Annotated in this window: 18 protein-coding genes; 10 read left to right on the top strand and 8 right to left on the bottom strand. The window is 71.8% G+C overall.

The features are described 5' to 3' along the window. Positions 1-10: 10 nt before the first annotated feature. Both FB557_RS03130 and FB557_RS14705 read right to left on the bottom strand, forming a co-directional pair. The gene (locus FB557_RS03130) at positions 11-754 is read right to left on the bottom strand and encodes a DUF3027 domain-containing protein (protein ID WP_144855478.1); all 744 of its coding nucleotides are present in this window, start codon (positions 752-754) and stop codon (positions 11-13) included. Then, positions 754-1,149 carry a cold-shock protein gene (locus tag FB557_RS14705; protein WP_144855477.1) on the bottom strand — a complete coding sequence of 132 codons (396 nt, stop codon included), beginning with the start codon at positions 1,147-1,149 and terminating at the stop codon, positions 754-756. Before FB557_RS14705 ends, FB557_RS03130 begins: the two co-directional genes overlap by 1 nt. Positions 1,150-1,310: 161 nt before the next feature. Here FB557_RS14705 and FB557_RS03120 point away from each other — a divergent pair, with 161 nt between their 5' ends. Then, the gene (locus FB557_RS03120) at positions 1,311-2,621 is read left to right on the top strand and encodes an MFS transporter (RefSeq protein WP_144855476.1); all 1,311 of its coding nucleotides are present in this window, start codon (positions 1,311-1,313) and stop codon (positions 2,619-2,621) included. A gap of 7 nt (positions 2,622-2,628) precedes the next feature. Here FB557_RS03120 and FB557_RS03115 read toward each other — a convergent pair whose 3' ends face one another. Continuing rightward, positions 2,629-3,537, bottom strand: a complete 909-nt coding sequence (locus FB557_RS03115; RefSeq protein ID WP_170236163.1) for an aldose 1-epimerase family protein — start codon at positions 3,535-3,537, stop codon at positions 2,629-2,631. A gap of 183 nt (positions 3,538-3,720) precedes the next feature. Between FB557_RS03115 and FB557_RS03110 the strand changes: the two genes are divergently transcribed. After that, positions 3,721-6,009, top strand: a complete 2,289-nt coding sequence (locus FB557_RS03110) for a helicase-associated domain-containing protein (RefSeq protein WP_170236162.1) — start codon at positions 3,721-3,723, stop codon at positions 6,007-6,009. A 127-nt stretch (positions 6,010-6,136) separates the two neighbouring features. Here FB557_RS03110 and FB557_RS03105 read toward each other — a convergent pair whose 3' ends face one another. Then, positions 6,137-7,084 (bottom strand): hydroxymethylglutaryl-CoA lyase, encoded by a 948-nt coding sequence (locus tag FB557_RS03105; RefSeq protein ID WP_144855473.1) that lies wholly within the window; start codon positions 7,082-7,084, stop codon positions 6,137-6,139. Between the two features lie 35 nt (positions 7,085-7,119). On the opposite strand from FB557_RS03105, the gene FB557_RS03100 reads away from it, so the two are divergent. The 8 genes from FB557_RS03100 (at position 7,120) to FB557_RS03065 (ending at position 16,229) form a co-directional block, all read left to right on the top strand. Further along, positions 7,120-7,629, top strand: coding sequence for an O-acetyl-ADP-ribose deacetylase (locus FB557_RS03100; RefSeq protein ID WP_144855472.1), 510 nt, complete (start codon positions 7,120-7,122; stop codon positions 7,627-7,629). Positions 7,630-7,680: 51 nt separating this feature from the next. Next, a complete protein-coding gene (locus tag FB557_RS03095; RefSeq protein ID WP_144855471.1) occupies positions 7,681-8,301 on the top strand; it encodes a hypothetical protein in 621 nt (206 codons plus the stop codon). A gap of 49 nt (positions 8,302-8,350) precedes the next feature. Continuing rightward, the gene (locus FB557_RS03090) at positions 8,351-10,003 is read left to right on the top strand and encodes a DNA repair helicase XPB (RefSeq protein ID WP_144855470.1); all 1,653 of its coding nucleotides are present in this window, start codon (positions 8,351-8,353) and stop codon (positions 10,001-10,003) included. A 149-nt stretch (positions 10,004-10,152) separates the two neighbouring features. After that, positions 10,153-10,878: a response regulator transcription factor gene (locus FB557_RS03085; protein WP_144855469.1), complete on the top strand. Its 726-nt coding sequence runs from the start codon at positions 10,153-10,155 to the stop codon at positions 10,876-10,878. Beyond that, a complete protein-coding gene (locus FB557_RS03080) occupies positions 10,878-12,326 on the top strand; it encodes a sensor histidine kinase (RefSeq protein WP_144855468.1) in 1,449 nt (482 codons plus the stop codon). Before FB557_RS03085 ends, FB557_RS03080 begins: the two co-directional genes overlap by 1 nt. A 70-nt stretch (positions 12,327-12,396) precedes the next feature. Then, positions 12,397-13,722, top strand: a complete 1,326-nt coding sequence (locus FB557_RS03075; protein WP_246074343.1) for a S1C family serine protease — start codon at positions 12,397-12,399, stop codon at positions 13,720-13,722. Positions 13,723-13,935: 213 nt separating this feature from the next. Beyond that, the gene (locus tag FB557_RS03070) at positions 13,936-15,861 is read left to right on the top strand and encodes a DUF2339 domain-containing protein (protein WP_144855467.1); all 1,926 of its coding nucleotides are present in this window, start codon (positions 13,936-13,938) and stop codon (positions 15,859-15,861) included. 71 nt (positions 15,862-15,932) lie between these two features. After that, positions 15,933-16,229 carry a WXG100 family type VII secretion target gene (locus FB557_RS03065; protein ID WP_144855466.1) on the top strand — a complete coding sequence of 99 codons (297 nt, stop codon included), beginning with the start codon at positions 15,933-15,935 and terminating at the stop codon, positions 16,227-16,229. Between the two features lie 67 nt (positions 16,230-16,296). Here the strand turns inward: FB557_RS03065 and FB557_RS03060 are convergent, their stop codons facing one another. The 4 genes from FB557_RS03060 to FB557_RS03045 form a co-directional block, all read right to left on the bottom strand. Beyond that, the gene (locus FB557_RS03060) at positions 16,297-18,816 is read right to left on the bottom strand and encodes an ABC transporter permease (protein WP_144855465.1); all 2,520 of its coding nucleotides are present in this window, start codon (positions 18,814-18,816) and stop codon (positions 16,297-16,299) included. After that, positions 18,816-19,556 (bottom strand): ABC transporter ATP-binding protein, encoded by a 741-nt coding sequence (locus tag FB557_RS03055; RefSeq protein ID WP_144855464.1) that lies wholly within the window; start codon positions 19,554-19,556, stop codon positions 18,816-18,818. Before FB557_RS03055 ends, FB557_RS03060 begins: the two co-directional genes overlap by 1 nt. Positions 19,557-19,759: 203 nt before the next feature. Further along, on the bottom strand, positions 19,760-21,385 hold the full coding sequence (groL, locus tag FB557_RS03050; protein ID WP_144855463.1) for a chaperonin GroEL: 1,626 nt from the start codon (positions 21,383-21,385) through the stop codon (positions 19,760-19,762). A 257-nt stretch (positions 21,386-21,642) separates the two neighbouring features. Further along, positions 21,643-21,933 carry a DUF3263 domain-containing protein gene (locus tag FB557_RS03045; RefSeq protein WP_211356466.1) on the bottom strand — a complete coding sequence of 97 codons (291 nt, stop codon included), beginning with the start codon at positions 21,931-21,933 and terminating at the stop codon, positions 21,643-21,645. Between the last annotated feature and the right edge of the window lie 53 nt (positions 21,934-21,986).

Raw genomic sequence — 21,986 nt, 5'->3', positions numbered from 1 at the left:
GGGGGTCGGCTCAGAGCTCGTCGTAGGTCAGCTCGTCGAGGATCGGGTCGGGCAGCTGCTCCGGGTCGGGGTGGGTGATGTCGACCTCGGAGTGCGCACCGCACCCGTGGTCCAGGCTCACCACGGTGCCGTCGCTCGGGGACCACTCGTTGGCGCACACCCCGAAGGTGGAGCGCAGCGCACCGGCCAGGGGCACGAAGTAACCGCAGGTGACGCAGTGCTCCTTGGCCTTCTTCGCGTGCGGGGAGTCCGGCCCGTGCTCGCCGTCGTACCACCGCTGAGCGGCGGCTTCCCTCCCTTCGCCCGAGAGGACCCGGGGCCGGCCCAGGCCCAGCTCCCACTGCGCGAGGGTGTCGACCTCTTCCTCGCCGGTGGCCTCGAAGCCGGCGACGAGGTTGGGGTCGTCGTCGACCTTCGGGGTGACATCGCCGGGGCCGACGTCGCCGGGGGCGAGTCGCTCGGACCAGGGAACCCACTCCGGCGGGAGGAGAGCGTCCTCGCCCGGCAGCAGGTGGGTCTCGCAGATCGTGGGGGTCTTGGCCCGCGGCGCCCGGGACAGGGTCGCCGCCCACCGCCAGCCGCGGTACCCGGGCGCGGTGCAGGTGTAGTAGTGCGTCCCGAGCCGCTCGCCCTCCATGACGAAGCCCTCGTGCTCGCCGACCGTGCCCGCGTCGGCGATCTCGAGCACCGCCTCACGACCGACCTCGGTCGCGGTGCGCAGGACCGTGTCCGTCCGGACCGACTTGGCCGCCATCAGGCGTCCAGGTCGTCCGCGACGCGACGCAGCACGGTCGCGATCTTCTTGCCGTGCCCGCGGTCGGGGTAGCGGCCGCGGCGCAGGCCGCCGGAGATGTCGTCGAGGAGCTTGATGAGGTCCTCGACGATGACGACCATGTCCTCGGGCTCCTTGCGGTCCCGCTCGCGGCGGTTGGCCGTCACGCTCGGAGCGGGGTCGAGCACCTGGACCGACAGCGCCTGGCTGCCGCGCCGCCCCTCGACGATGCCGAACTCGACCCGCGTGCCGCCCTTGAGGGTCTCGGTGCCCTGGGGCAGCGCGTTCGCGTGGAGGAAGACGTCCTCGCCGTCGTCGCCGGAGATGAAGCCGAAGCCCTTCTCCTGGTCGTACCACTTGACCTTGCCAGTCGGCACGGTGCACCTCTTGATCGGTCGTCGCGGCGCGCTCGCGCCGCGGATGTCATCAACGTTCCGGGGGCGCGCGGGGGCCGAGCCCGCCGCGCGTCTGTGGTCCTAGGCTAGCCGTCCTGCTCTCGAGATGCCGAGTCCTGCCAGGTCGGGCACAGTGTGACGCCATGACCACACCCGCCACATCCCTCCTGCCGGTGGACGTCCCCGCCGGCAGCATCGAGCCGGGTGTGCGGGGGTTCTGGCGGGCGTTGCCGCGGGAGGGCCGCTTCCTCCTCTCGACCGTCGCGCTGCAGCACCTCGGACGCGGGATGACCCTGCCCTTCACCGTGATCTACCTGGGCGAGGTGCGTGGCTTCAGCCTCGAGGTCGCCGGTGCGCTGCTCGGCGCGACAGCGGTCGTGGCGGCCGTGTACGGCCCGATCGCGGGCACCTTCGTCGACAAGGTTGGCGCCCGCCTGGTCGTGATGTCCGGCAGCATCCTCGCGAGCATCGGCACCGTTCTGCTCGCGGCGACCACCAACCTCACGATCGCCGTGCTCATGGTCCTCTTCCTCGGTCTGGCGCACGGCACCGGCTGGTCGGCGTCGAACAGCCTCATCTCGGCGATCGTCGCGGGGCCGCTGCGGCAGCGCTACTTCGGGGTCAACTTCGCCCTGCTCAACCTCGGCATCGGTGTCGGCGGCCTTCTCGCCGGCGTCGTCGTCGATGTCGACCGGCCGATGACCTTCGTCCTGCTCTTCCTCCTCGACGCCGTCCTCGTCCTCATCCCCGTGATCTGGCTGCTCGGGCCGCTGCGGCACGTGCACGGCCGCGCTCTTCCCGGCGCGGACGATGACCGGCCCTCCTACCGCACGGTGCTGCGGCGCCCCGGCTTCGGCTGGATCCTCGGCGTGACCGCGCTCAGCTCGATCGTCGGCTACGGCCAGATGGAGGCGGGCATCCCCGCCTTCGCCCGGAGCATCTCGCAGGTGAGCACCGAGGCGGTCGGCGCCCTCTTCGCCGCCAACACCGTCGTCATCGTCGCGCTGCAGTTCACCGTGCTGCAGCGCATCGAGGGCCACCGGCGGACCCGGGTGATGCTCGCGATGCTCGCGATCTGGATGCTCGCCTACGGCCTCCTCGGCCTGTCCGGGCTGCTGCCGGGATCGCTCGCCGCCGCCGTCCTCGCCGTCTCCTGGGGTGCGGTGTTCGGCCTGGGCGAGACCCTGCTCCAGCCCTCGATCCCCGCGATGGTCAACGATGCGGCGCCGGACCACCTGCGCGGCCGGATGAACGCGGCGAACTCGACCGCCTTCATGCTCGGGGCCGTGGTCGGCCCGGTGCTCGCCGGCCAGATCCTCGGCAAGGACCAGGGCTGGCTCTTCGTCGCGGTGATGGTCGTCGGACTCCTGGGCTGCGCGGCGATGGTGCTCAAGATCGAGCGCATCGTCCCCCCGGCGATCAACGGCGTCCCCGAGAGCAACCCCTCGCCCTGAGTCCGGATCAGACCCGGCGTGCCTCGATCCCCCACTGCGCGGTCCACGTCTGGTCCGGCTCGAGCAGCACGAGCGAGGTCCCGGTCGCGAAGGCGTCCGCCGGGCACGACAGCGGCTCGACCGCGATGCCCGGCACTCCCCCTTCGCCCCTCGCCCGCCCGGTGAAGATCTGCACCCAGTCCAGCCCAGGCCCGCCCCACACCGAGCTGGTCATCACCTCGGTCTCCAGGCGCACCTCCCAGCACCGGTCCTCGCCGCGGGTCAGGTCGGTGTAGGCGTGGTCCAGCGAGCGCTCGCCGAGGCGGGCGCCGTCGCGCAGGTCGAAGGGGGTGCCCCTCACCGGGCGAAGGGAGGTCGGCAGCTTGCGCTCGTCGACCTCCATGACCTGCTCGGCCGGCACCGTCAGCCGGGCGTCGTCGGCCCGCGTCTCCCCCAGGGTGAGATAGGGGTGCGCGCCGTACCCCCACGGGGCCACCTCCCCGCCGACGTTGGTCGCCTGGGTGGTGCAGGTCAGGCCGCGCTCGTCGAGGACCCACGCCACGCTCACCTCGACGTGGAAGGGGTAGCCCGGCCGCGGCAGCAGCGTGTGGGCGAGCACGACCGCGTCGTCGTGACGCTCGCGCAGCCGCCACCCCTCCCACCGGGCGAGCCCGTGGCTGGCGGTGCCGGTCTCCGGCTCGGTGATCGGCAGCTCGTGCTGGACTCCGTCGATCTCGTAGCGCCCGTCGCGCAGCCGGTTGGGCCACGGGAGCAGCAGCTGCCCTCTCCCCGCCGAGGCCATCTCCTCGCTCGGGTAGCCAGCGACGACGTCGTGGTCGCCGAGACGCAGGGCGCGTAGCCCGCCGCCGCCCTGGACGAGCACCGCCGCCCACTCGCCGTGCTCGATCTGCCACTGCTCGCCGCTCGGGTGAACCATGGCCGCAAACCTAGCCCTCCCCCTTCGCCCGCCTGTCCCCCCGTCGTCGCCTGATCCGCGGCCTCCCCACATCAAAATGCTGCCGGCTGCATCTTCGTGAGCAAGCAGCATCTCGAGCTGCGGCTCGCTCACCGAACTGCTGCTGGCAGCACGTCGAGATGGAGGCCCGGGTAGCGTGACGTGGTGCGATCGCTGGCCGACGACCTCCGCGCGCGCAGCGACGAGGAGCTGCGGCGCCTGCTCGTCCTGCGCCCCGACCTCGCCCGTCCCGCACCGTCGGACGTGACCGCCCTCTGCGCCCGCGCAGCGACCCTGGCGAGCACCACCCGGGCCGTGGACCATCTCGCCGAGGAGCGCCTCGACGTCCTCGTCGGCTGCGCCGCTCTCGAGGGGGCCGAGCGCGCCGCGCTCGACGGGGTGGACGAGCCGGTTGCTGCGGGTCTGGTCGAGCTCACCGGGCTGACCGGCGAAGGGGTGTCAGCTCACCTGCTCGAGCTGCGCGACGCGGCCCTGCTGTGGCGTTCGCCGGACGGGTTGCGGCCCACCCGGGCGGTCCTTGAGGCGCTCGGGCCGTACCCCGGCGGTCTCGGCCCGCCGGCGACCGAGCTCGAGCTGGACCACCTCACCGACGCGGAGATCCGCGCGCAGCACGCCGAGGCGCCGTCCGCGGCGGCGCGGGTGCTCGAGCGGCTCGCTGACGCCGGGCCGGTCGCGACCGTCGCCGCGCAGGAGCAGTCCGGCGAGGCCGCGCGCTGGCTCGCGGATGCGGGTCTCGCCGCGGTCAGCCCCGACCCTGCCGACGGGGCCCGGCTGCGGGTCGTCCTGCCGCGGGAGGTCGTGGTCGCGCTGCGCGGTGGGTCGCTGCGCCGGCGGGAAGAGCCGACGGCGAAGGGGGCGAGCCCCGGGTCGTCGACCCTCCACCGCTCCGGGGTAGCGCACGACCCCGAGGCCGCCGGTGCCGCGGTGGTCCTGGACGTCGTGGCCCTCGTCGACGAGGTGCTCGAGCACCTCGAGAGCGCCCGGCCCAGGGTGCTGCGCAGCGGAGGCCTCGCGGTGGCCGACCTGCGCGCCCTGGCCCGGGAGACCTCGCTGGAGCCGCTGGACCTGCGCTTCCTCCTCGACGTCGCCCTCGGGGCTCGCCTCCTTGCCGAGGACACCGCGGGCGATCCGACCTGGCGCCTGACCACCCTCGTCGACACCTGGCGCGAGGCCCCCACCGCGCAGCGGTGGGTCGACCTCGTGAGGCCGTGGCTGACCTCCCTTCGCACCTCTGCGCCGCCGCTCGAGGACCCCGCGGCCGCCCGCGCCCTCTCCGAGGACCTCGTGTGGCCCCCGATCCGCGGTCTGCGCGCCGACCTGCTCGCCGGTCTCGCCGAGGCCACCGAGCCGGTCGACGATGCCGCGGCCACCCGGCTGCTGGGGACCCGACGGCCCCGGCGGATGCCCCGCGACGCCGAGCGGGTGGTCTCCTCGGTGCTGGGCGAGGCCGCCCGTCTCGGCGTCCTCGTCGACGGGGTGCTCACCGAGGCCGCGCGCCGGCTCGTCGACGGTGATCCGGCGGGGGCCCGGGATGCGCTCGCCGAGCGGCTGCCCGCGCCGGTCGAGCACGCGCTGGTCCAGGCCGATCTCACCGCGGTCGTCCCCGGTCCGCCCAGCCCGCACCTGGCCGAGCTGCTCCGGCACAGCGCCGTGCTGGAGTCCCGCGGCGGCGCCTCGACCTATCGCTTCACCCAGGACTCCGTGCGCGGGGCGCTCGACGCGGGCATGGACGGCGAGCAGCTGCTCGACCAGCTCGCCGCCGCCAGCCCGACTCCGCTGCCGCAGGCCCTGGACTATCTCGTGCGCGACGTCGCCCGCCGGCACGGCCAGCTGCGGGCGGGCGGGGTGGGCAGCTACCTGCGCAGCGACGACGAGGCACATCTCGGCCAGCTGCTGGCCAACCGCGAGCTCTCCCACCTGCAGCTGCGCCGGATCGCTCCTACCGTGCTCGTCTCGCCCGTGGCGGCGGGCACCCTCGTCGAGTCGCTGCGTGAGGTGGGTGCGGCGCCGGTGCGGGAGAGCTCCGGTGGGGTGATCAGCGCCCCGTCGTCGGCCCGGCGGGTGGCGCCGCCCCGGGTGCCGGCTCCTGCGGACCAGGTCGCGGCGGACACCGGGGCCGTGGTGTCGGCGATGCGCCGGGGCGAGGAGCGGCTCGCCCGCCGGGTGGCATCGGCCACGACCTCGGACGCGGCGGGCGCTCCGGCGATCCCGCCGATGGACCCCGCGGGCGTGGCGGCCCTGCTGCGCGAAGCCGCCGCCGACCGGGTCCCGGTCTGGGTCGGCGTCGCCGACTCGATCGGAGAGGTGCGCACCCTGCGGCTGGTCCCCGACGCGGTCGAGGGCGGTCGGGTCCGGGGCACGGTCGAGGACTCACCCCGCACCTTCGGCATCCACCGGATCACCGGGGTCGCCCCCACCACCCCCTCTCCCTGACTCCGCCTTCGCAGATCCCCGGGGAACCTCAGACGAACGGTCGCCCCACCCCTTCGCAGATCCCCGGGGAACCTCAGACGAACGGTCGGCACCTCACCCCTGCCTTGGCAGGTGCGAAGGGGGTGAGTCAGGAGGTGCCGGAGAGGGCGCGGACCACCCGGCTGGGCGCCGGCCGCCCGAGCTGATCGGCCATCCAGACACTGGTCTCGACGAGCGCCTCGAGGTCGACGCCGGTCTCGATGCCGAGCCCGCGCAGCGCCCACAGGAGATCCTCGGTCGCGAGGTTGCCGGTCGCCGACTTCGCGTAGGGACATCCGCCGAGACCGCCGGTCGAGGCGTCCACGACGCGCACCCCGGCCCGCAGGGCGGTGAGCGTGTTGGCCAGCGCCTGCCCGTAGGTGTCGTGGAAGTGCACGCCGATCCGCTCGACCCCGATCCCGCGGCGGTCCAGCTCGCTGAGCAGCGCCTCGACGTGCCCCGCCGTGCCGGTGCCGATCGTGTCGCCGAGCGAGAGCTGGTGGCACCCCAGGTCCATCAGCGACTCGCACGCGTCGGCGACCTGGGTGACCGGCACCGGTCCCTCCCACGGGTCGCCGAAGCACATCGAGACGTAGGCGCGCACCCACAGGTCCGCATCCAGCGAGCGCCTGACCACGGGCGCGAACATCTGCACCGACTCGGCGAGCGAGCGCCCGAGATTGCGCTGGGCGAAGCTCTCGGTGGCCGACCCGAAGATCGCGACCGCACCCACGCCGTGCTCGAGCGCCCGGTCCAGCCCCTTCTCGTTGGGCACGAGAACGGGTCGGGTCCGGCCCCGCCCCAGGTCACCGAGATCTGTCAGCAGCTCACCGGCGTCGGCGAGCTGGGGCACCCACCGCGGGCTGACGAAGGAGGTCGTCTCGACCGTGCGTAGGCCGGCGGCAACAAGTCGGCGCACGAACTCGGCCTTGACCTCGGTCGGGACGACCGCCTTCTCGTTCTGCAGCCCGTCGCGCGGTCCGACCTCGTAGATCGTCACCTCGCCCACCCCTTCGAGGGCGGAGCTCGTGATCGGCTGCGGCAGGCCCGTCGTCATCCCCTCATCCTCGCACCGGGTGCGACGATGGGGCCATGCCGACGATCCACGCGGTCCAGGGAGACATCACCGAGGCCGAGGTCGACGCGGTGGTCAACGCCGCGAACAGTGCAATGCGCGGCGGCGGAGGCGTCGACGGGGCGATCCACCGGGCCGGCGGACCGGCCGTGCTGCGGGACTGCGTCGAGCGCTTCCCCGACGGGCTGGCCACCGGCGACGCCGGCTGGACCACGGCCGGCGAGCTGCCGGCACGGTGGGTGATCCACACCGTCGGCCCCAACTACGCCGCCGGCCAGCGCGACCGCTCTCTGCTGGAGTCGTGCTACCGGCGCAGCCTCGCGGTCGCCGACGAGCTGGGCGCGCGGACGCTCGCCTTCCCGCTGATCAGCGCCGGGATCTACGGGTGGCCGAAGGGGGATGCCGTCGCCTGCGCGGTCGAGACCATCGCGGCGACCGCCACCGAGGTCACCGACGTCACCCTCGTCGCCTTCGATGCCCAGACCCTGGCGATGGTCGAGTCGGAGCTAAGGGGAGCCGTCCCGTAGCCTGCCTGCGGGAGGGCAGGGACCTCCGGCACCGACAGGAGGACGCAGGGCATGAGCGAGGACCAGGACCAGCCGAAGGGTGAGCAGCCGGACCCGAGCGAGGGGCACGGCAGCACCGATCCCACGCAGCAGTGGCAGCAGCCCCCGACCCAGGCCCAGCCCTACGACTACAGCCAGGGCACGTACAACCCCCACGGCGTCGGCGGCCAGCCGCCGTACGGACAGCAGCCCGGGTACGACCAGCCCGGCTACGGCCAGCAGGGGTACGACCAGTCCGGTTACGGCCAGCAGCCCTACCCCGCTGCGAGCGGCTACCAGCAGCCGGGCGGCCAGTACCCCGCGACCAACCCCTACGCGCAGCCACGCCCGGCGGGCAGCTCGGACGCCAACGTCTCGGCGATCATCCTCACCGTGCTGTCCGGCCTGGCGACCGTGTCCTGCTACTGCACCCTGATCGGTATCGCGCCGCTGATCTTCGGCATCCTCGGGATCGTCAAGCAGGGCACCGACCCCGCTGGCGCCGCGAAGATGACCAAGATCGGCTGGATCGTCTTCGCGGTGCTCACCGTGCTGGCGATCATCGCGGCGATCGTCTTCTTCATCTGGGTGGGCCAGCAGGAGAGCGGCTCGAGCTACGACGGTGGCTACGAGACCTACTCCTTCACCCTCTGAGCTCGTGCACTCCCCTGACCATCTCTGAGACCGGAACCGCTGCACCCCCATGCCCGACGGCGCCCTGATCGTCCAGTCCGACAAGACCGTCCTGCTCGAGGTCGACCACCCCGGTGCCGCCGCCGCGCGGCGGGCGATCGCCCCCTTCGCCGAGCTCGAACGCTCCCCCGAGCACATCCACACCTACCGGGTCACCCCCCTCGGCCTGTGGAACGCCCGCGCAGCGGGCCACGACGCTGAGCAGGTGGTGCACGCCCTCGTCGAGCACTCCCGCTACCCCGTCCCCCAGGCCCTCCTCGTCGACGTCGCCGAGACGATGGACCGCTACGGGCGGCTCTCCCTTCGCAAGGACGACGACGGCCGGCTCGTCCTCGTGACCACCGACCGGGCCGTGCTCGCCGAGGTGCTGCGGCACAAGAAGATCGCGCCCCTCATCGGTGACCGGGTCGACGAGGACACCGTGCTCGTGCACCCTTCCGAGCGGGGGACGCTTAAGCAGGAGCTGCTCAAGGTTGGCTGGCCCGCCGAGGACGAAGCGGGCTACGTCGACGGCGAGGCCCACCCGATCGAGCTCGACACCGGCGACTGGTCGCTGCGCCCCTACCAGGAGCAGGCGGTCGACGGCTTCTGGGACGGCGGCTCCGGAGTCGTCGTCCTGCCGTGCGGGGCGGGCAAGACCCTCGTCGGCGCGGCCGCGATGGCCCGGGCCAGGGCGACGACGCTGATCCTCGTGACGAACACCGTCGCGGCGCGGCAGTGGAAGGACGAGCTGCTCGCCCGCACCTCCCTGACCGAGGACGAGATCGGTGAGTACTCCGGTGCGCGCAAAGAGATCCGGCCGGTCACCATCGCGACCTACCAGGTGCTCACCCTCAAGAGGAAGGGCGTCTACCCCCACCTCGAGCTGCTCGACGCCCGGGACTGGGGGCTCGTCGTGTACGACGAGGTGCACCTGCTGCCCGCCCCGATCTTCCGGATGACGGCGGACCTGCAGGCGCGGCGTCGGCTCGGCCTGACCGCCACCCTGGTCCGTGAGGACGGGCGCGAAGGGGATGTCTTCAGCCTCATCGGGCCGAAGCGTTTCGACGCCCCGTGGAAGGACATCGAGACCCAGGGGTACATCGCCCCCGCGGACTGCGTCGAGGTGCGGGTGTCGCTGCCGGAGGCGATGCGGATGGCCTACGCCACCGCCGAGCCCGAGGACCGCTACCGGCTCGCCTCGACCACCCCGGCGAAGCTCGACGTCGTCGAGCGTCTCGTCGCCGAGCACCGTGCCACCGAGCCCGACGGTGCGCCGACGCTGGTCATCGGCCAGTACCTCGATCAGCTCGACGAGGTGGTCGAGCGGCTCGGCTGCGACCTCATCACCGGACAGACGCCGGTCAAGCAGCGTCAGCAGCTCTTCGCCGACTTCCGCGAAGGGCGCACCAACCTCCTTGTCGTCTCGAAGGTGGCCAACTTCTCGGTCGACCTGCCCGAGGCGTCGGTCGCGATCCAGATCAGCGGCACCTTCGGCTCACGCCAGGAGGAGGCGCAGCGACTCGGGCGGGTGCTCCGGCCGAAGGGGGACGGCCGCACCGCGCACTTCTACACCATCGTCGCCCGCGACACCGTCGACGCCGAGATGGCCGCCCACCGGCAGCGCTTCCTCGCCGAGCAGGGCTACGCCTACCGGATCGTCGACGCCGAGGACCTCCCCTGACCCCTCCCGATTATCGGGTTAAGGGACTACATGCACCTTCACCCGACTACCGACCTCGGGTGAAGGTGCAACAACCCCCTCAACCCGATAATTGGCGCTTACAGGGAGTGCCCAGCAGACTCCCAGGGGCCGGCCGCAGACTGGCAGGCATGAGCCTGACCTCAGCATCCGACCAGGGCACCGACGGGGCCCGGCTGCTCGTCGTCGAGGACGAGCCGAACATCCGCGAGCTGCTCGCCACCTCGCTGAAGTTCAACGGCTTCGAGGTCGAGGTCGCCGGCGACGGGCGCGCGGCGCTGGACACGGCCGCGACCTTCCTGCCCGACCTCGTCGTCCTCGACGTCATGCTGCCCGACTTCGACGGCTTCGAGGTGGTCGACCGGCTGCGCGGACGCGGCCAGGAGATGCCGGTGCTCTTCCTCACCGCCCGCGACTCCCTCGACGACAAGATCAAGGGACTGACCGTCGGCGGCGACGACTACGTCACCAAGCCCTTCTCGCTCGAAGAGGTCGTCGCCCGGATCCGGGTCATCCTGCGTCGGACGATGGAGGAGGGCGACGCTGAGGCGATCCTGCGCTTCGCCGACCTCGAGCTCGACGAGGACGCCCACGAGGTCCGCCGCGCGGGCAAGGTCATCGAGGTCTCCCCGACCGAGTTCAAGCTGCTGCGCTACCTCATGCTCAACCCCAACCGCGTGCTGTCGAAGAGCCAGATCCTCGACCACGTCTGGGACTACGACTTCCGCGGCGAGATGGGCATCGTCGAGTCCTACATCTCCTACCTGCGGCGCAAGGTCGACACCGACGGACTCCCGCCCCTCATCCACACCAAGCGCGGGTTCGGCTACATGCTGCGGATGCCGCCGGAGGCGTGATGCCCGCCGGGCGCAGCAGCACCGAACCCGACTCCAGCAACGCGGTGGTCCGGTTCCTGGAGTCGATGCCGCTGAGCTACCGGCTCCTTGCGATCCTGCTCACCCTCCTGCTCGTCGCGCTCACCCTCACGAGCATCACGACGAGCTACCTCATGCGCCGCGACCTGCTCGAGAGCACCGACACCCAGCTGGTCAACGTCGCCGAGCCGGTCGCCCAGAAGCTGCTGACCTACCGCAGCGCCGACTCCACCCTGCCGAACTCCTACTACTTCGCCTCGATGCCGACCGACCCGTCCCAGGGTTGGGCGATCCGGCCCGCCGGCGAGATCAGCGACCCCGACCTGCCCTATCTCTCCGCCGAGGACCCGCGGGTGACCCAGAGCCAGCCCTTCTCGGTCAGCTCCAAGAGTGGGTCGACGACCTGGCGGTTCATCGCCGGGAGCGTCAACGACGGCAAGGGCACGACCTTCGCCGTGGGGGTCCCCCTTCGCTCCCAGCAGCACGCCGTGGCCCGGCTGCTCTCGATCACCGTCCTCATCGGGATCATCGTGACGATGGCCTGCGCCGCACTCGGCTGGCTCGCGATCCGTCGCGCCTTCCGACCGCTGCGCAAGATCGAGGACACCGCCGCCGCGATTGCCGGCGGCGATCTCACCCGCCGGGTGCCGGTGCGGACCAGCGACGACGAGGTGGCCTCGCTCTCGCACTCGCTCAACGTCATGCTCGGCCGGATCGAGAACTCCTTCGCGGCCCAAGAGGCGTCCGAGGCCCGGATGCGCCGGTTCGTCGCCGACGCGAGCCACGAGCTGCGTACCCCGCTGGCGACCGTGCGCGGCTACGCCGAGCTCTACCGGCAGGGGGGCCTGCCCAGCCAGGAAGCGCTCGACACCTCCATGCAGCGCATCGAGGGCGAGGCGGGTCGGATGAGCGGCCTTGTCGACGACCTGCTCACCCTGGCCCGGCTGGACGACCCGCGGCCGCTGGAGCGCACCCAGGTCGACCTGCTCGTGCTCGCCGCGGAGGCGGTGCACGACGCCCGCGCCCGCGACCCCGAGCGCCAGATCTCCCTCACCGGGCTGAACGGGCAGCTCGAGCCGGTGCTCGTGCACGGCGACGAGGGCCGGCTGCGGCAGGTGCTCGGCAACCTCCTGACCAACGCGCTGATGCACGCCGGGCCGGGCGTCCCGATCGAGGTCGCGGTCGGCGGGGAGCCCTCGAGAGCCGTCGTCGAGGTGCGTGACCATGGCGCCGGCATGGACGAGGAGACCGCGGCGCGGGTCTTCGAGCGCTTCTACCGGGCCGACAAGGCGCGCTCGAGGGCGAAGGGGGGAAGCGGGCTGGGTCTGGCCATCGTCGCCGCCATCGTCGACCAGCACGGTGGCGACGTCACGGTGCGGCCGACCCCGGGCGGCGGGGCGACCTTCCGCGTCGACCTGCCGGCGGCCTGACCCCGTCGCGATCGCACAGACTCCTCACAGCCCGGCTGCAGGGCAGGCATAGCACCGGGGCGTGTCATAGGTGGTGCACAGCGAGACCACCCACCGCACGCAGGAGATCCTCATGGACGAGCGCACCAGCCCCCTTCCCCGCCACGACACCGCCAGCGTCCCGCCGGCCGCGGGTGGGGTGCCCGGCTTCACCTACGAGCCGATGACCTCTCCCGCGGCGCCCGAGCCCCCGGCGCGTCGGCGAGGCGCCGGGCTGCGCCGGGTCGGCGAGCTGAGCGCGGTCGCCGTGCTCGCCGCGACCCTCGCCAGCGGCGGGACCTACGCCGCGACGACCGCCCTCGACCGGCCCTCGGCGACGACGAGCGCGGAGTCGAGCGGCCTGGGCGCCGACAGCAGCGTCGTGCCCGTCACCGACGCGCAGAAGACCTCACCGGACTGGGAGGCGGTGTCCTCGGCGGTCTCGCCGAGCGTCGTCGCCATCGCGGTGAAGGGCGCCGAGGGTCAGGGGCAGGGCTCCGGTGTCGTCATCGACGACCAAGGCCACGTCCTGACCAACAACCACGTCGTCTCCGGCGCGGGCAGGGATGCCCAGCTCCAGGTGACCCTGGCCGACGGCAACACCTACACCGCGACCGTCGCGGGCACCGACCCCTCGACCGACCTCGCCGTCATCACGATCACCGACCCGCCGAAGGACCTGAAGCCGGTGAGCATCGGGTCCAGCGAGGACCTCACGGTGGGTGACCCGGTCATGGCGATCGGCAACCCGCTCGGGCTCGCCGGAACCGTGACGACCGGCATCGTCAGCGCGCTGGACCGTCCGGTGGCGACCGAGGGCGAGTCGCAGGACGAGGACCCCTTCGCCCCGGGTCAGGGCAGCGCCTCGAGCGCGACCGTCGTGACCAACGCGATCCAGACCTCGGCGCCGATCAACCCCGGCAACAGCGGAGGGGCGCTGGTCGACGCTTCCGGGCGCCTCATCGGGATCAACTCCTCGATCGCGACGACGAGCGCCAACTCCGGGTCGATCGGCATCGGCTTCGCCATCCCGGTGCAGCAGGCGACGATGATCGCCGAGCAGCTCATCGAGAACGGCAGCGCCGAGCACGCCTTCCTCGGAGTCTCCACCCGGGACGCCAGCGCCACGGTTGGTTCCGCGACGCGGGCCGGTGCCGAGGTGGGCGAGGTGACCCCGGGATCGCCCGCCGACGACGCCGGCCTGAGGTCCGGCGACCTCGTCATCGCCGTCGGGGGCGCACCGGTCACGTCCTCGACCTCCCTCGTCGGGCACGTCCGCGAGCGCGCGGTCGGCTCGAGCACCGAGCTGACCGTCATCCGGAGCGGCAAGGAGCACCGGGTCGAGGTCACCCTCAGCCGGCGCGACTCAGCGAACTGACAGCCAGGCCGAAGGTCGGTCCAAGATCCCTTCGGTTTGATAGGACTCACGAAGGCCAGCAGGGTCAGGACGAATCCCGTCTCCTCCCCGGTTCGGCGTCCCGGCCCGGTCTTCGTGAGGGGTGCTACCTCTTGGACCCGGGTGTGGCGTCCGGTCCAGGGCACGAGTAGCCAGATTCATGCCCCCGGTGTGTTGTGGCGGCACACTGGGGGCATGAGTCCCCCGCAGCAGCCCGAGCTGGAGAGTCTGCGCGCCGAGCTGCGGACCGTGGAGGCCGAGTTCGCCGAGGCGATGACTCGCATGTACCAGGTCGGCAACCATCTCGCGCGGGTGCGGACAGCTCTCGACACCTACGAGGCCCGCGCCGCCTCGCGCCAGGCATCCCCGCAGGCCCCCGTCCCGGGAACTCACCCGACGGCTCCTGTCCCGCCACCGCCCCTTGCGCACCCGGGACCGACCCCTCCCCCCTCGTCCCCGCCCCATCCGATGGCACCGGTGGGGGCGGCCGGAGGCCACCACCCTTCGCCCGCGTCCCCGCCCCCACGCACACCGCTCCCCCCACCCGGCCGGCCCACGACCCCGGCCGACCCCTGGTGGCAGCGCGACGGGCTCGTCGCCAAGGTGCTCGCGGTGGTCGGAGCCAGCGTCACCCTCATCGGTATCGCCCTGCTGCTCGCCCTCGCGATCCAGGCCGGCTACTTCGGCCCCCTCGCCCGGGTCGTCACCGGAGCGGTGCTCGCCGCCGCCCTCGTCGGTGCCGGGCTGCTCGTGAAGCAGCGGCAGCGGGGAAGCGCAGGCGCACTCGGGCTGGTGGGCACCGGATTCGCCGCTGCCTACCTCGACATCCTCGCGGTGACCCGGATCTACGAGTGGCTCCCGCCCGCCGTCGGTGTGCTCGTCGCGGGTCTCGTCGCCGCGGTGGGTCTGGTGCTCGCACGCGCCTGGGGCAGTCAGCTGCTCGCCGTGCTCATCGTGCTCGGGGTCGCCGTCCTCGCGCCGGTGATCGCCCCGGGTGAGGCGCTCCTCGTCGGCAGCTTCCTCCTCGCGCTGACGATCGCGGCCTACCCGGCGCAGATCGGCCGACACTGGGTGGCCCTCGACGTCGCCCGGGTGCTCCCGACCACCCTCTACGCGATGATCGCCGTCGGCGTCCAGGGCGATGGACACCGCGGCACGGTCATGGCCGTGGTGCTGGCGCTCTTCGTGCTCGGCACCGCCGCAGTGGGCCTGCGCCGTGGTGGACCACTCTCCCCCAACCTCCTCGTCCTCGTCGCGACACTGCCCGCGCTCGTCGCCGGGTTGGCGGAGACCCGCTGGGTGGGCCTCGGGGTCCTCGTGCTCGTCGTCATCGCACACGTCGCGGCAGCGGCGCTCACCCCGGTACGCGGCGTCGACCTGCCGTGGCAGCTGCGCGGCGTCTGCCTCTTCGTCGCCGCAGTGACGAGCATCGCGGCGGCCGCCCGGCTCGTCGAGGGGCCTTATGTGCCGCTGGCGATCGTCGTCGTCGCGATCTCGTGGGTCGCGGCCAGCGCGGTGATCCGTGACCGGTCGCTGACCGTGGCGGCGGTGATCACCGCCGTGGTCGCGCTGACGACGAGCCCGCGGCTGATCCCGCTCGCGTGGCTGGAGAGCGAGGCGCCGAGCACGAGATGGCAGCACCTCGCCGAGGCCGCCGCGCTCGTCGTGCTGCTCGCGCTGCTAGGGGTCGCCGCGCGGCGGATCGCGCCGGGTCAGCGCGCGCTCGCCGCGACCGGCCTGGCGGCCGCCGCCCTGCTCGCCCCGCTCACCCTCGTCCTCGCCGGGTCGCTCACGGCCCGTGCCGCGCCAGGCACCCACCCCGCCGACGGCTTCGTCGTCGGGCACATGCTCGCCAGCGTGCTCTGGATGGTCATGGCAGCGGCCCTGCTCGTGCGCGGTCTGGGCCGGGGTGAGAACGCCGGCACCGCGGTGCGGGTCGGCCTGGCCCTCGCGGCGCTCGTCGTGGCCAAGCTGCTCTTCTACGACCTCGCCGCGCTCGACGGTCTGCCGCGGGTGCTCAGCTTCATCGTCGCGGGGATCGTGCTGCTCGGGATGGGGGTCTGGTACGCCCAGGCGCTGGAGCGCTCACGCACCCCTGTGGATAACTCCACGGCCGAGTAGGCCAGATTCCCTAGCGTCTTGGAGATGACGGGCCGACACATGCGGTCCGCACCTTCGAGAGGAGCACAACCATGGGGACCAACTTCTCCGTGAGCACCGACGCCCTGGCGACGAGCTCGTCGGACGTGATGGGCATCTCCGCCGACATCGAGTCCTCGGTCTCGGCGATGATGGGCCGGCTCACCGCGCTGCAGTCCGAGTGGAGCGGGTCGGCTGCGGCCAGCTTTCAGCAGCTGGCCGCCGACTGGCGGTCCACCCAGCAGGTGGTCAAGACCAGCCTCGACGAGATCGCGCAGGCGCTGCGCGCCGCGAGCCAGACCTACGACGAGGCCGAGGCGGCGTCTCGGGCGATGATGGGCGGCCGGTAGGCCGGGACGGGACCGGGCGAAGGGGTGAGCTGCTCACCCCTTCGCCCGGTCCGGTCCACGCCCCGCCCTACTCGGTGCTGATCGCCTGCAGCACGTCCATCCGGCTGGCCCGGAAGGCCGGCCAGAGCGCGGCCAGCACCCCGATCACCGCGGCCAGTACGAGGAAGACGAGCAGCTGCAGCCACGGGATCGAGAGCACCGTGATGCCGTCCTCCTCGAGCGCCCGCTGGATCGCCACCCCTCCGACGACGCCGAGGCCGATCCCGAGGACCGCTCCGAGGAGGGCGATGGTGATCGACTCCAGCCGGATCATCCGACGCAGCTGGCTGCGGGAGAGTCCGACCGCGCGCAGCAGCCCGATCTCCCGGGTGCGCTCCATCACCGACAGCCCAAGGGTGTTGACGATCCCGAGGATCGCGATGACGATCGCCAGGCCGAGCAGGGCATAGATGAGGTAGAGCAGCTGGTTGATGCTCGCGCGCTGCTCGTCGGAGTAGGACTGCTGGTCCTTCAGCGTCACGAGCGGCTGACCCTCGATGACGGACTCGAGGTCGGCCTTGACCGCCTCCTGGTCCGCGCCCTCGTCGAGGAAGACGAAGACCCAGTTGTCCGCCGCCTGCGCGCCCAGGGACTCCAGCGCGTCGATGCTCACGAGGAGCTGGTCGTTCTGGGTGGCCGCGATCTCGTCGTAGAAGCCGGTGATCGTCAGGTCCGTGCTCTGCCCTCCGCTGGTGACGGTCAGCGTGTCGCCGATCGAGCGGCCCTCCTGCTGACTGCTGCCGACGAGGACGCTGCTCGGGTCGAGGGTGTTCTCCCCCTCGGTGATCTCGATGTCCTCGACCTCGCCGAAGGTCTGCGGGTCCACGGCCTGGACGAACTGACGCTCCCCGTCGAGCTCGACCGACGCGAAGCGGACCGGCGAGACGGCGCGGACGCCGTCGACGTCGGCCGCTCGCTCGGCGACCTTGGGCGAGAACGGCTGACCGATCGCGTTGGAGTAGATGTAGTCGGCGGTGAAGGTGTCCTCGATCTGCTTGTCGATGCTCGCGGACGCGCTCGAGGAGAGCACCCCCATGAGCGCGACGAGGGTCATCCCGATCATCAGCGCCGATGCGGTGGCAGCGGTGCGCCCCGGGGCGCGCACGGCGTTCTCCTCGGCCATCCGCCCGACGCTGCCGAAGACCTTCCGGTAGAGCCACCCCAGCCCGCGGATCACGGGCAGCCCCACGATCGGGGAGAGGAAGGCGGTACCCAGGAGGGTGAGCACGAGACCCGCGCCGAACCACCACACCTGGTTGTCCTCGACCACGAAGAGCCCGGCGAGGAAGACCGCGACACCGACGACCAGCAGCGCCACCTCGAGCGCGCGACGGATCGGGTGACCGCCGCTCGTGCCGGAGCTCTCCCGCATGGCCTCGACCGGGGCGACCTGACCCGCCCGCCGAGCGGGGATGTACGCCGCGAGCAGGGTCACGAGAACCCCGACGGCGTAGGCGGCGATGACGGTGCGGGGGGTGAAGACCAGGCCGGTCCCGCTGAGATCCAGGCCGAGGGTGCCGAAGAGCGCCTGGATGGCCATCGCGAGCAGCACCCCGAGCGCCAGCCCGAGGGTGCTGCCGACGATGCCGACGACGAGGGCCTCGACGAGCACCGACATCGTCACCTGGCGACGGCTCGCGCCGATGGCGCGCAGCATCGCCAGCTCGCGGCCGCGCTGGGCGACGAGGATCGAGAAGGTGTTGATGATGAGGAAGGACCCGACGAAGAGGGCCACCCCGGCGAAGACGAGGAGGAAGGTCGTGATGAAGCTCAGCCCCTCCTCGATCTGATCGGCCGTCTCGTCGGCGATCGCCTTGCCCGTCCGGGCCTCGAAGCCGTCGGGCACGAGCCCTGCCGCCGAGTCGGCGACCTCCTGCTCGGCGCCGTCCTGCGTGGTGAGCCAGGCGGAGGTGTAGGCGTCCTCGCCGCCGAGGAAGTACTTCTGCGCGGTCGCGGTGTCGAAGAGGGTGATCGAGGCGCCGGCCATCCCCCCTTCGCCGAACTCGAAGGTGCCGACCAGCTCGGCCTCGAGCTGCGGATACTCGCCTGCCGTCACCATCTGCACGGTGTCGCCGAGGGCGAGCCCGGCGCGCTCGGCGGTCAGGGAGTCGACGGCCACCTCGTCCTCGCCGGTCGGGGCGCGCCCCTGGTCGTACTCGACGACCTCCTTGCCCAGCTGGTTCGGCGCATCGGTGTGGTTGAAGGCCATCGCCGGCGCCCCCTGCCCGCCGACGACGTTGCCGTTCTCGCCGACGACGAAGACACCCATCGCGTCGACGTTGCCGTCGACCCGCTCGACCCCGTCGAGGTCTTCGAGGGGGGCCAGATCCTCGGCGGGGATCACGGCGCTGGAGTCGAAGTCGGCTCCCTCGGCCCGGACGACGACATCACCCACGGTGCCCTCGACGATGCCGTCGAAGGTGCGGCCCAGGGTGTCGGTGAAGATCAGCGACCCAGTGACGAAGCCGACGCCGAGCACGATCGCCATCGCCGACATCACGAGCCGCAGCTTGCGAGCCGCGAGCGACTTCAGGGTCGAGCGCAGCATCACCGCACCTGCTCGGTCGGGCTCATCATCGCCTCGATGATGGCCTCTCGCGAGGGGTGCCACAGCTCGTCGACGATCTGCCCGTCACGCAGGATGAGCACGCGGTCGGTGTGGCTGGCCGCGATCGGGTCGTGGGTGACCATGACGATGGTCTGGTCGAACTCGTCGACGCTGCGCCGCAGGAATGCCAGGACGTCCGCCGAGCTGGTGGAGTCGAGGTTGCCGGTGGGCTCGTCGGCGAAGATGATGTCGGGCTTGCTCACCAGCGCCCGGGCGCAGGCGACGCGCTGCTGCTGCCCACCGGAGAGCTCGCTGGGTCGGTGACCAAGCCGGTTGCGCAGGCCCACGGTGTCGATCACGAGGTCGAACCACTCCTGGTCCGGCTCGCGCCCGGCGATCGCCAGCGGCAGGGTGATGTTCTCCTCGGCGCTGAGGGTCGGCACGAGGTTGAAGGCCTGGAAGACGAAGCCGATCCGGTCCCGGCGCAGCTTGGTGAGGTCCTTCTCCTTGAGCCGGGTGATGTCGACATCACCGATCTCGACCCGCCCAGAGGTGATCGAGTCCAGCCCGGCGAGGCAGTGCATGAGGGTGGACTTGCCGGAGCCGGACGGGCCCATGATCGCGGTGAACTCACCTCCGCCGATCTCGAGGTCGATCCCGTCGAGGGCGGCGACGGTGGTATCGCCCTTGCCGTAGGTCTTGCGTAGATCGGTGGTGCGTGCGGCGACGCGAGTGCTCATGAGCTCCCCTGGTGGCGGGTGGTCTAGGTGGGTCGGTGACCAATCTAGGGCGGCCCGAGCGTGAAGCTGAACCGGGTTCTCCGCCGAGCGCGGGTGGGGGTAGCCCCCCTGCGAGAGGTGACAGGTGGCCGAGACAGGCGAAGGGGGTGGCCCTCCCGGTTGGGAGGACCACCCCCTTCGTCAGTGGGTGGCGCGAGCTCGGGTCAGAAGCCCATGCCGCCCATCTCGTCGCCACCGGGCATCGCCGGGGCAGCCTTCTCGGGCTTGTCCGCGACGACGGCCTCGGTGGTGAGGAAGAGCGCCGCGATGGAGGCGGCGTTCTGCAGGGCGCTGCGGGTCACCTTGGCCGGGTCGATGATGCCCTCGGCGATCATGTCGACGTACTGGCCGGTGGCCGCGTTGAGGCCCTCGCCGGGGGTGAGGCCGGCGACCTTCTCCGCGACGACGCCGCCCTCGAGGCCGGCGTTGACCGCGATCTGCTTCAGCGGAGCCTCGGCGGCGACGCGCAGGATGTTCGCGCCGGTCGCCTCGTCACCCTCGAGCTGAAGGCCCTCGAAGGCGGCCTTGGTCGCCTGGAGCAGGGCGACGCCACCACCGGCGACGATGCCCTCCTCGACGGCGGCCTTGGCGTTGCGCACGGCGTCCTCGATGCGGTGCTTGCGCTCCTTGAGCTCGACCTCGGTCGCCGCGCCCGCCTTGATGACGGCGACGCCGCCGGCGAGCTTGGCGAGGCGCTCCTGGAGCTTCTCGCGGTCGTAGTCGGAGTCGCTGTTCTCGATCTCGGCCTTGATCTGGGAGACGCGGCCGGCGATCTGGTCGGCGTCACCGGCACCCTCGACGATCGTCGTCTCGTCCTTGGTGACGACGACCTTGCGGGCGCGGCCGAGCAGGTCGAGGTCGGCGGACTCGAGCTTGAGGCCCACCTCCTCGGAGATGACCTGGCCACCGGTGAGGATGGCGATGTCGGCGAGCATGGCCTTGCGGCGGTCACCGAAGCCGGGGGCCTTGACCGCGACGGACTTGAAGGTGCCGCGGATCTTGTTGACCACGAGGGTGGACAGGGCCTCGCCCTCGACGTCCTCGGCGATGATGAGCAGCGGCTTGCCGGACTGCATGACCTTCTCCAGGAGGGGCAGCAGGTCCTTGATCGAGCCGATCTTGGAGTTGGCGATGAGGACGTAGGGGTCCTCGAGCACGGTCTCCATGCGCTCGGTGTCGGTGACGAAGTAGCCGGAGATGTAGCCCTTGTCGAAGCGCATGCCCTCGGTGAGCTCGAGCTCGAGGCCGAAGGTCTGGCTCTCCTCGACGGTGATGACGCCTTCCTTGCCGACCTTGTCCATGGCCTCGGCGATCTTGGCGCCGATCTCCTTGTCGGCGGCCGAGATCGAGGCGGTGGCGGCGATCTGCTCCTTGGTCTCGATCTCCTTGGCCATCGAGAGCAGCTGGTCGGCGACCGCGGAGGTGGCCTTCTCGATGCCGCGCTTGAGCGCCATCGGGTTGGCGCCGGCGGCGACGTTGCGCAGGCCCTCGCGCACGAGTGCCTGGGCGAGGACGGTGGCCGTCGTCGTGCCGTCACCGGCGACGTCGTCGGTCTTCTTGGCGACCTCCTTGACCAGCTCTGCGCCGATCTTCTCGTAGGGGTCGTCGAGTTCGATCTCCTTGGCGATCGAGACACCGTCGTTGGTGATGGTGGGGGCGCCCCACTTCTTCTCCAGGACGACGTTGCGGCCCTTGGGGCCGAGGGTGACCTTGACTGCGTCGGCGAGGGTGTTCATGCCGCGCTCGAGACCGCGGCGGGCCTCCTCGTCGAAGGCGATGAGCTTAGCCATTCGGGTGGTCCTCCACACGATTGTTGGTGGCTGACCGGGCGGTGCCCGCGACGGACGAGTCAGGCCGGGCACCTCACGTCGATGCCACGGCGCCGACCCTCACCGGACCGGTCGGGTTGTTATCACTCTCGGGTCGAGAGTGCTAACGCCATTATTGGCACTCGTGAGGGCAGAGTGCAAACGCCCGTGCCACCGGTCCACGGCGAAGGGGGACCCTCGCCGCAGCGGCGGGATCCCCCCTTCGTCCTCGGGTCTCCTCAGCGCTCGAAACCGAGTCGGCGCGCGCTGCGGCTGCGCTGGCGGGCCTGGCGCATCCGGCGCAGGCGCTTGACGAGCATCGGGTCCTCGGCGAGCGCGGCCGGGTTGTTGATGAGGCCGTTGAGCACCTGGTAGTAGCGGGTGGAGCTCATGTCGAAGAGCTCCTTGATCATCTGCTCCTTGGCGCCCTGGTAGGTCCACCACTGCCGCTCGAAGGCAAGGATCTCGCGGTCGCGATCGGAGAGCGGGGCGTCGGTCGCCTGAGTCTGCTGGTGCGCTGCGGAGCTCACGGGGCCTCTTCCGGTTGGTGGCTGCCAGGTCGGCGTGCCCGCCACTATAGCGA

It is taken from the genome of Marihabitans asiaticum (assembly GCF_007828725.1).
Lineage (GTDB): Bacteria > Actinomycetota > Actinomycetes > Actinomycetales > Dermatophilaceae > Marihabitans > Marihabitans asiaticum.
Note: the sequence above shows the minus strand (reverse complement) of the source record. Positions and strands in the feature narration are given on the sequence as shown.

Coding starts and splice junctions, on each gene's coding strand:
- FB557_RS03085 (WP_144855469.1), top strand. CDS start 10,153: ATGAGCCTGACCTCAGCATCCGACCAGGGCACCGACGGGGCCCGGCTG.
- FB557_RS03100 (WP_144855472.1), top strand. CDS start 7,120: ATGCCGACGATCCACGCGGTCCAGGGAGACATCACCGAGGCCGAGGTC.
- FB557_RS03080 (WP_144855468.1), top strand. CDS start 10,878: ATGCCCGCCGGGCGCAGCAGCACCGAACCCGACTCCAGCAACGCGGTG.
- groL (WP_144855463.1), bottom strand. CDS start 21,385: ATGGCTAAGCTCATCGCCTTCGACGAGGAGGCCCGCCGCGGTCTCGAG.
- FB557_RS03095 (WP_144855471.1), top strand. CDS start 7,681: ATGAGCGAGGACCAGGACCAGCCGAAGGGTGAGCAGCCGGACCCGAGC.
- FB557_RS03130 (WP_144855478.1), bottom strand. CDS start 754: ATGGCGGCCAAGTCGGTCCGGACGGACACGGTCCTGCGCACCGCGACC.
- FB557_RS03105 (WP_144855473.1), bottom strand. CDS start 7,084: ATGACGACGGGCCTGCCGCAGCCGATCACGAGCTCCGCCCTCGAAGGG.
- FB557_RS03120 (WP_144855476.1), top strand. CDS start 1,311: ATGACCACACCCGCCACATCCCTCCTGCCGGTGGACGTCCCCGCCGGC.
- FB557_RS03060 (WP_144855465.1), bottom strand. CDS start 18,816: ATGCTGCGCTCGACCCTGAAGTCGCTCGCGGCTCGCAAGCTGCGGCTC.
- FB557_RS03090 (WP_144855470.1), top strand. CDS start 8,351: ATGCCCGACGGCGCCCTGATCGTCCAGTCCGACAAGACCGTCCTGCTC.
- FB557_RS03070 (WP_144855467.1), top strand. CDS start 13,936: ATGAGTCCCCCGCAGCAGCCCGAGCTGGAGAGTCTGCGCGCCGAGCTG.
- FB557_RS03115 (WP_170236163.1), bottom strand. CDS start 3,537: ATGGTTCACCCGAGCGGCGAGCAGTGGCAGATCGAGCACGGCGAGTGG.
- FB557_RS03065 (WP_144855466.1), top strand. CDS start 15,933: ATGGGGACCAACTTCTCCGTGAGCACCGACGCCCTGGCGACGAGCTCG.
- FB557_RS03055 (WP_144855464.1), bottom strand. CDS start 19,556: ATGAGCACTCGCGTCGCCGCACGCACCACCGATCTACGCAAGACCTAC.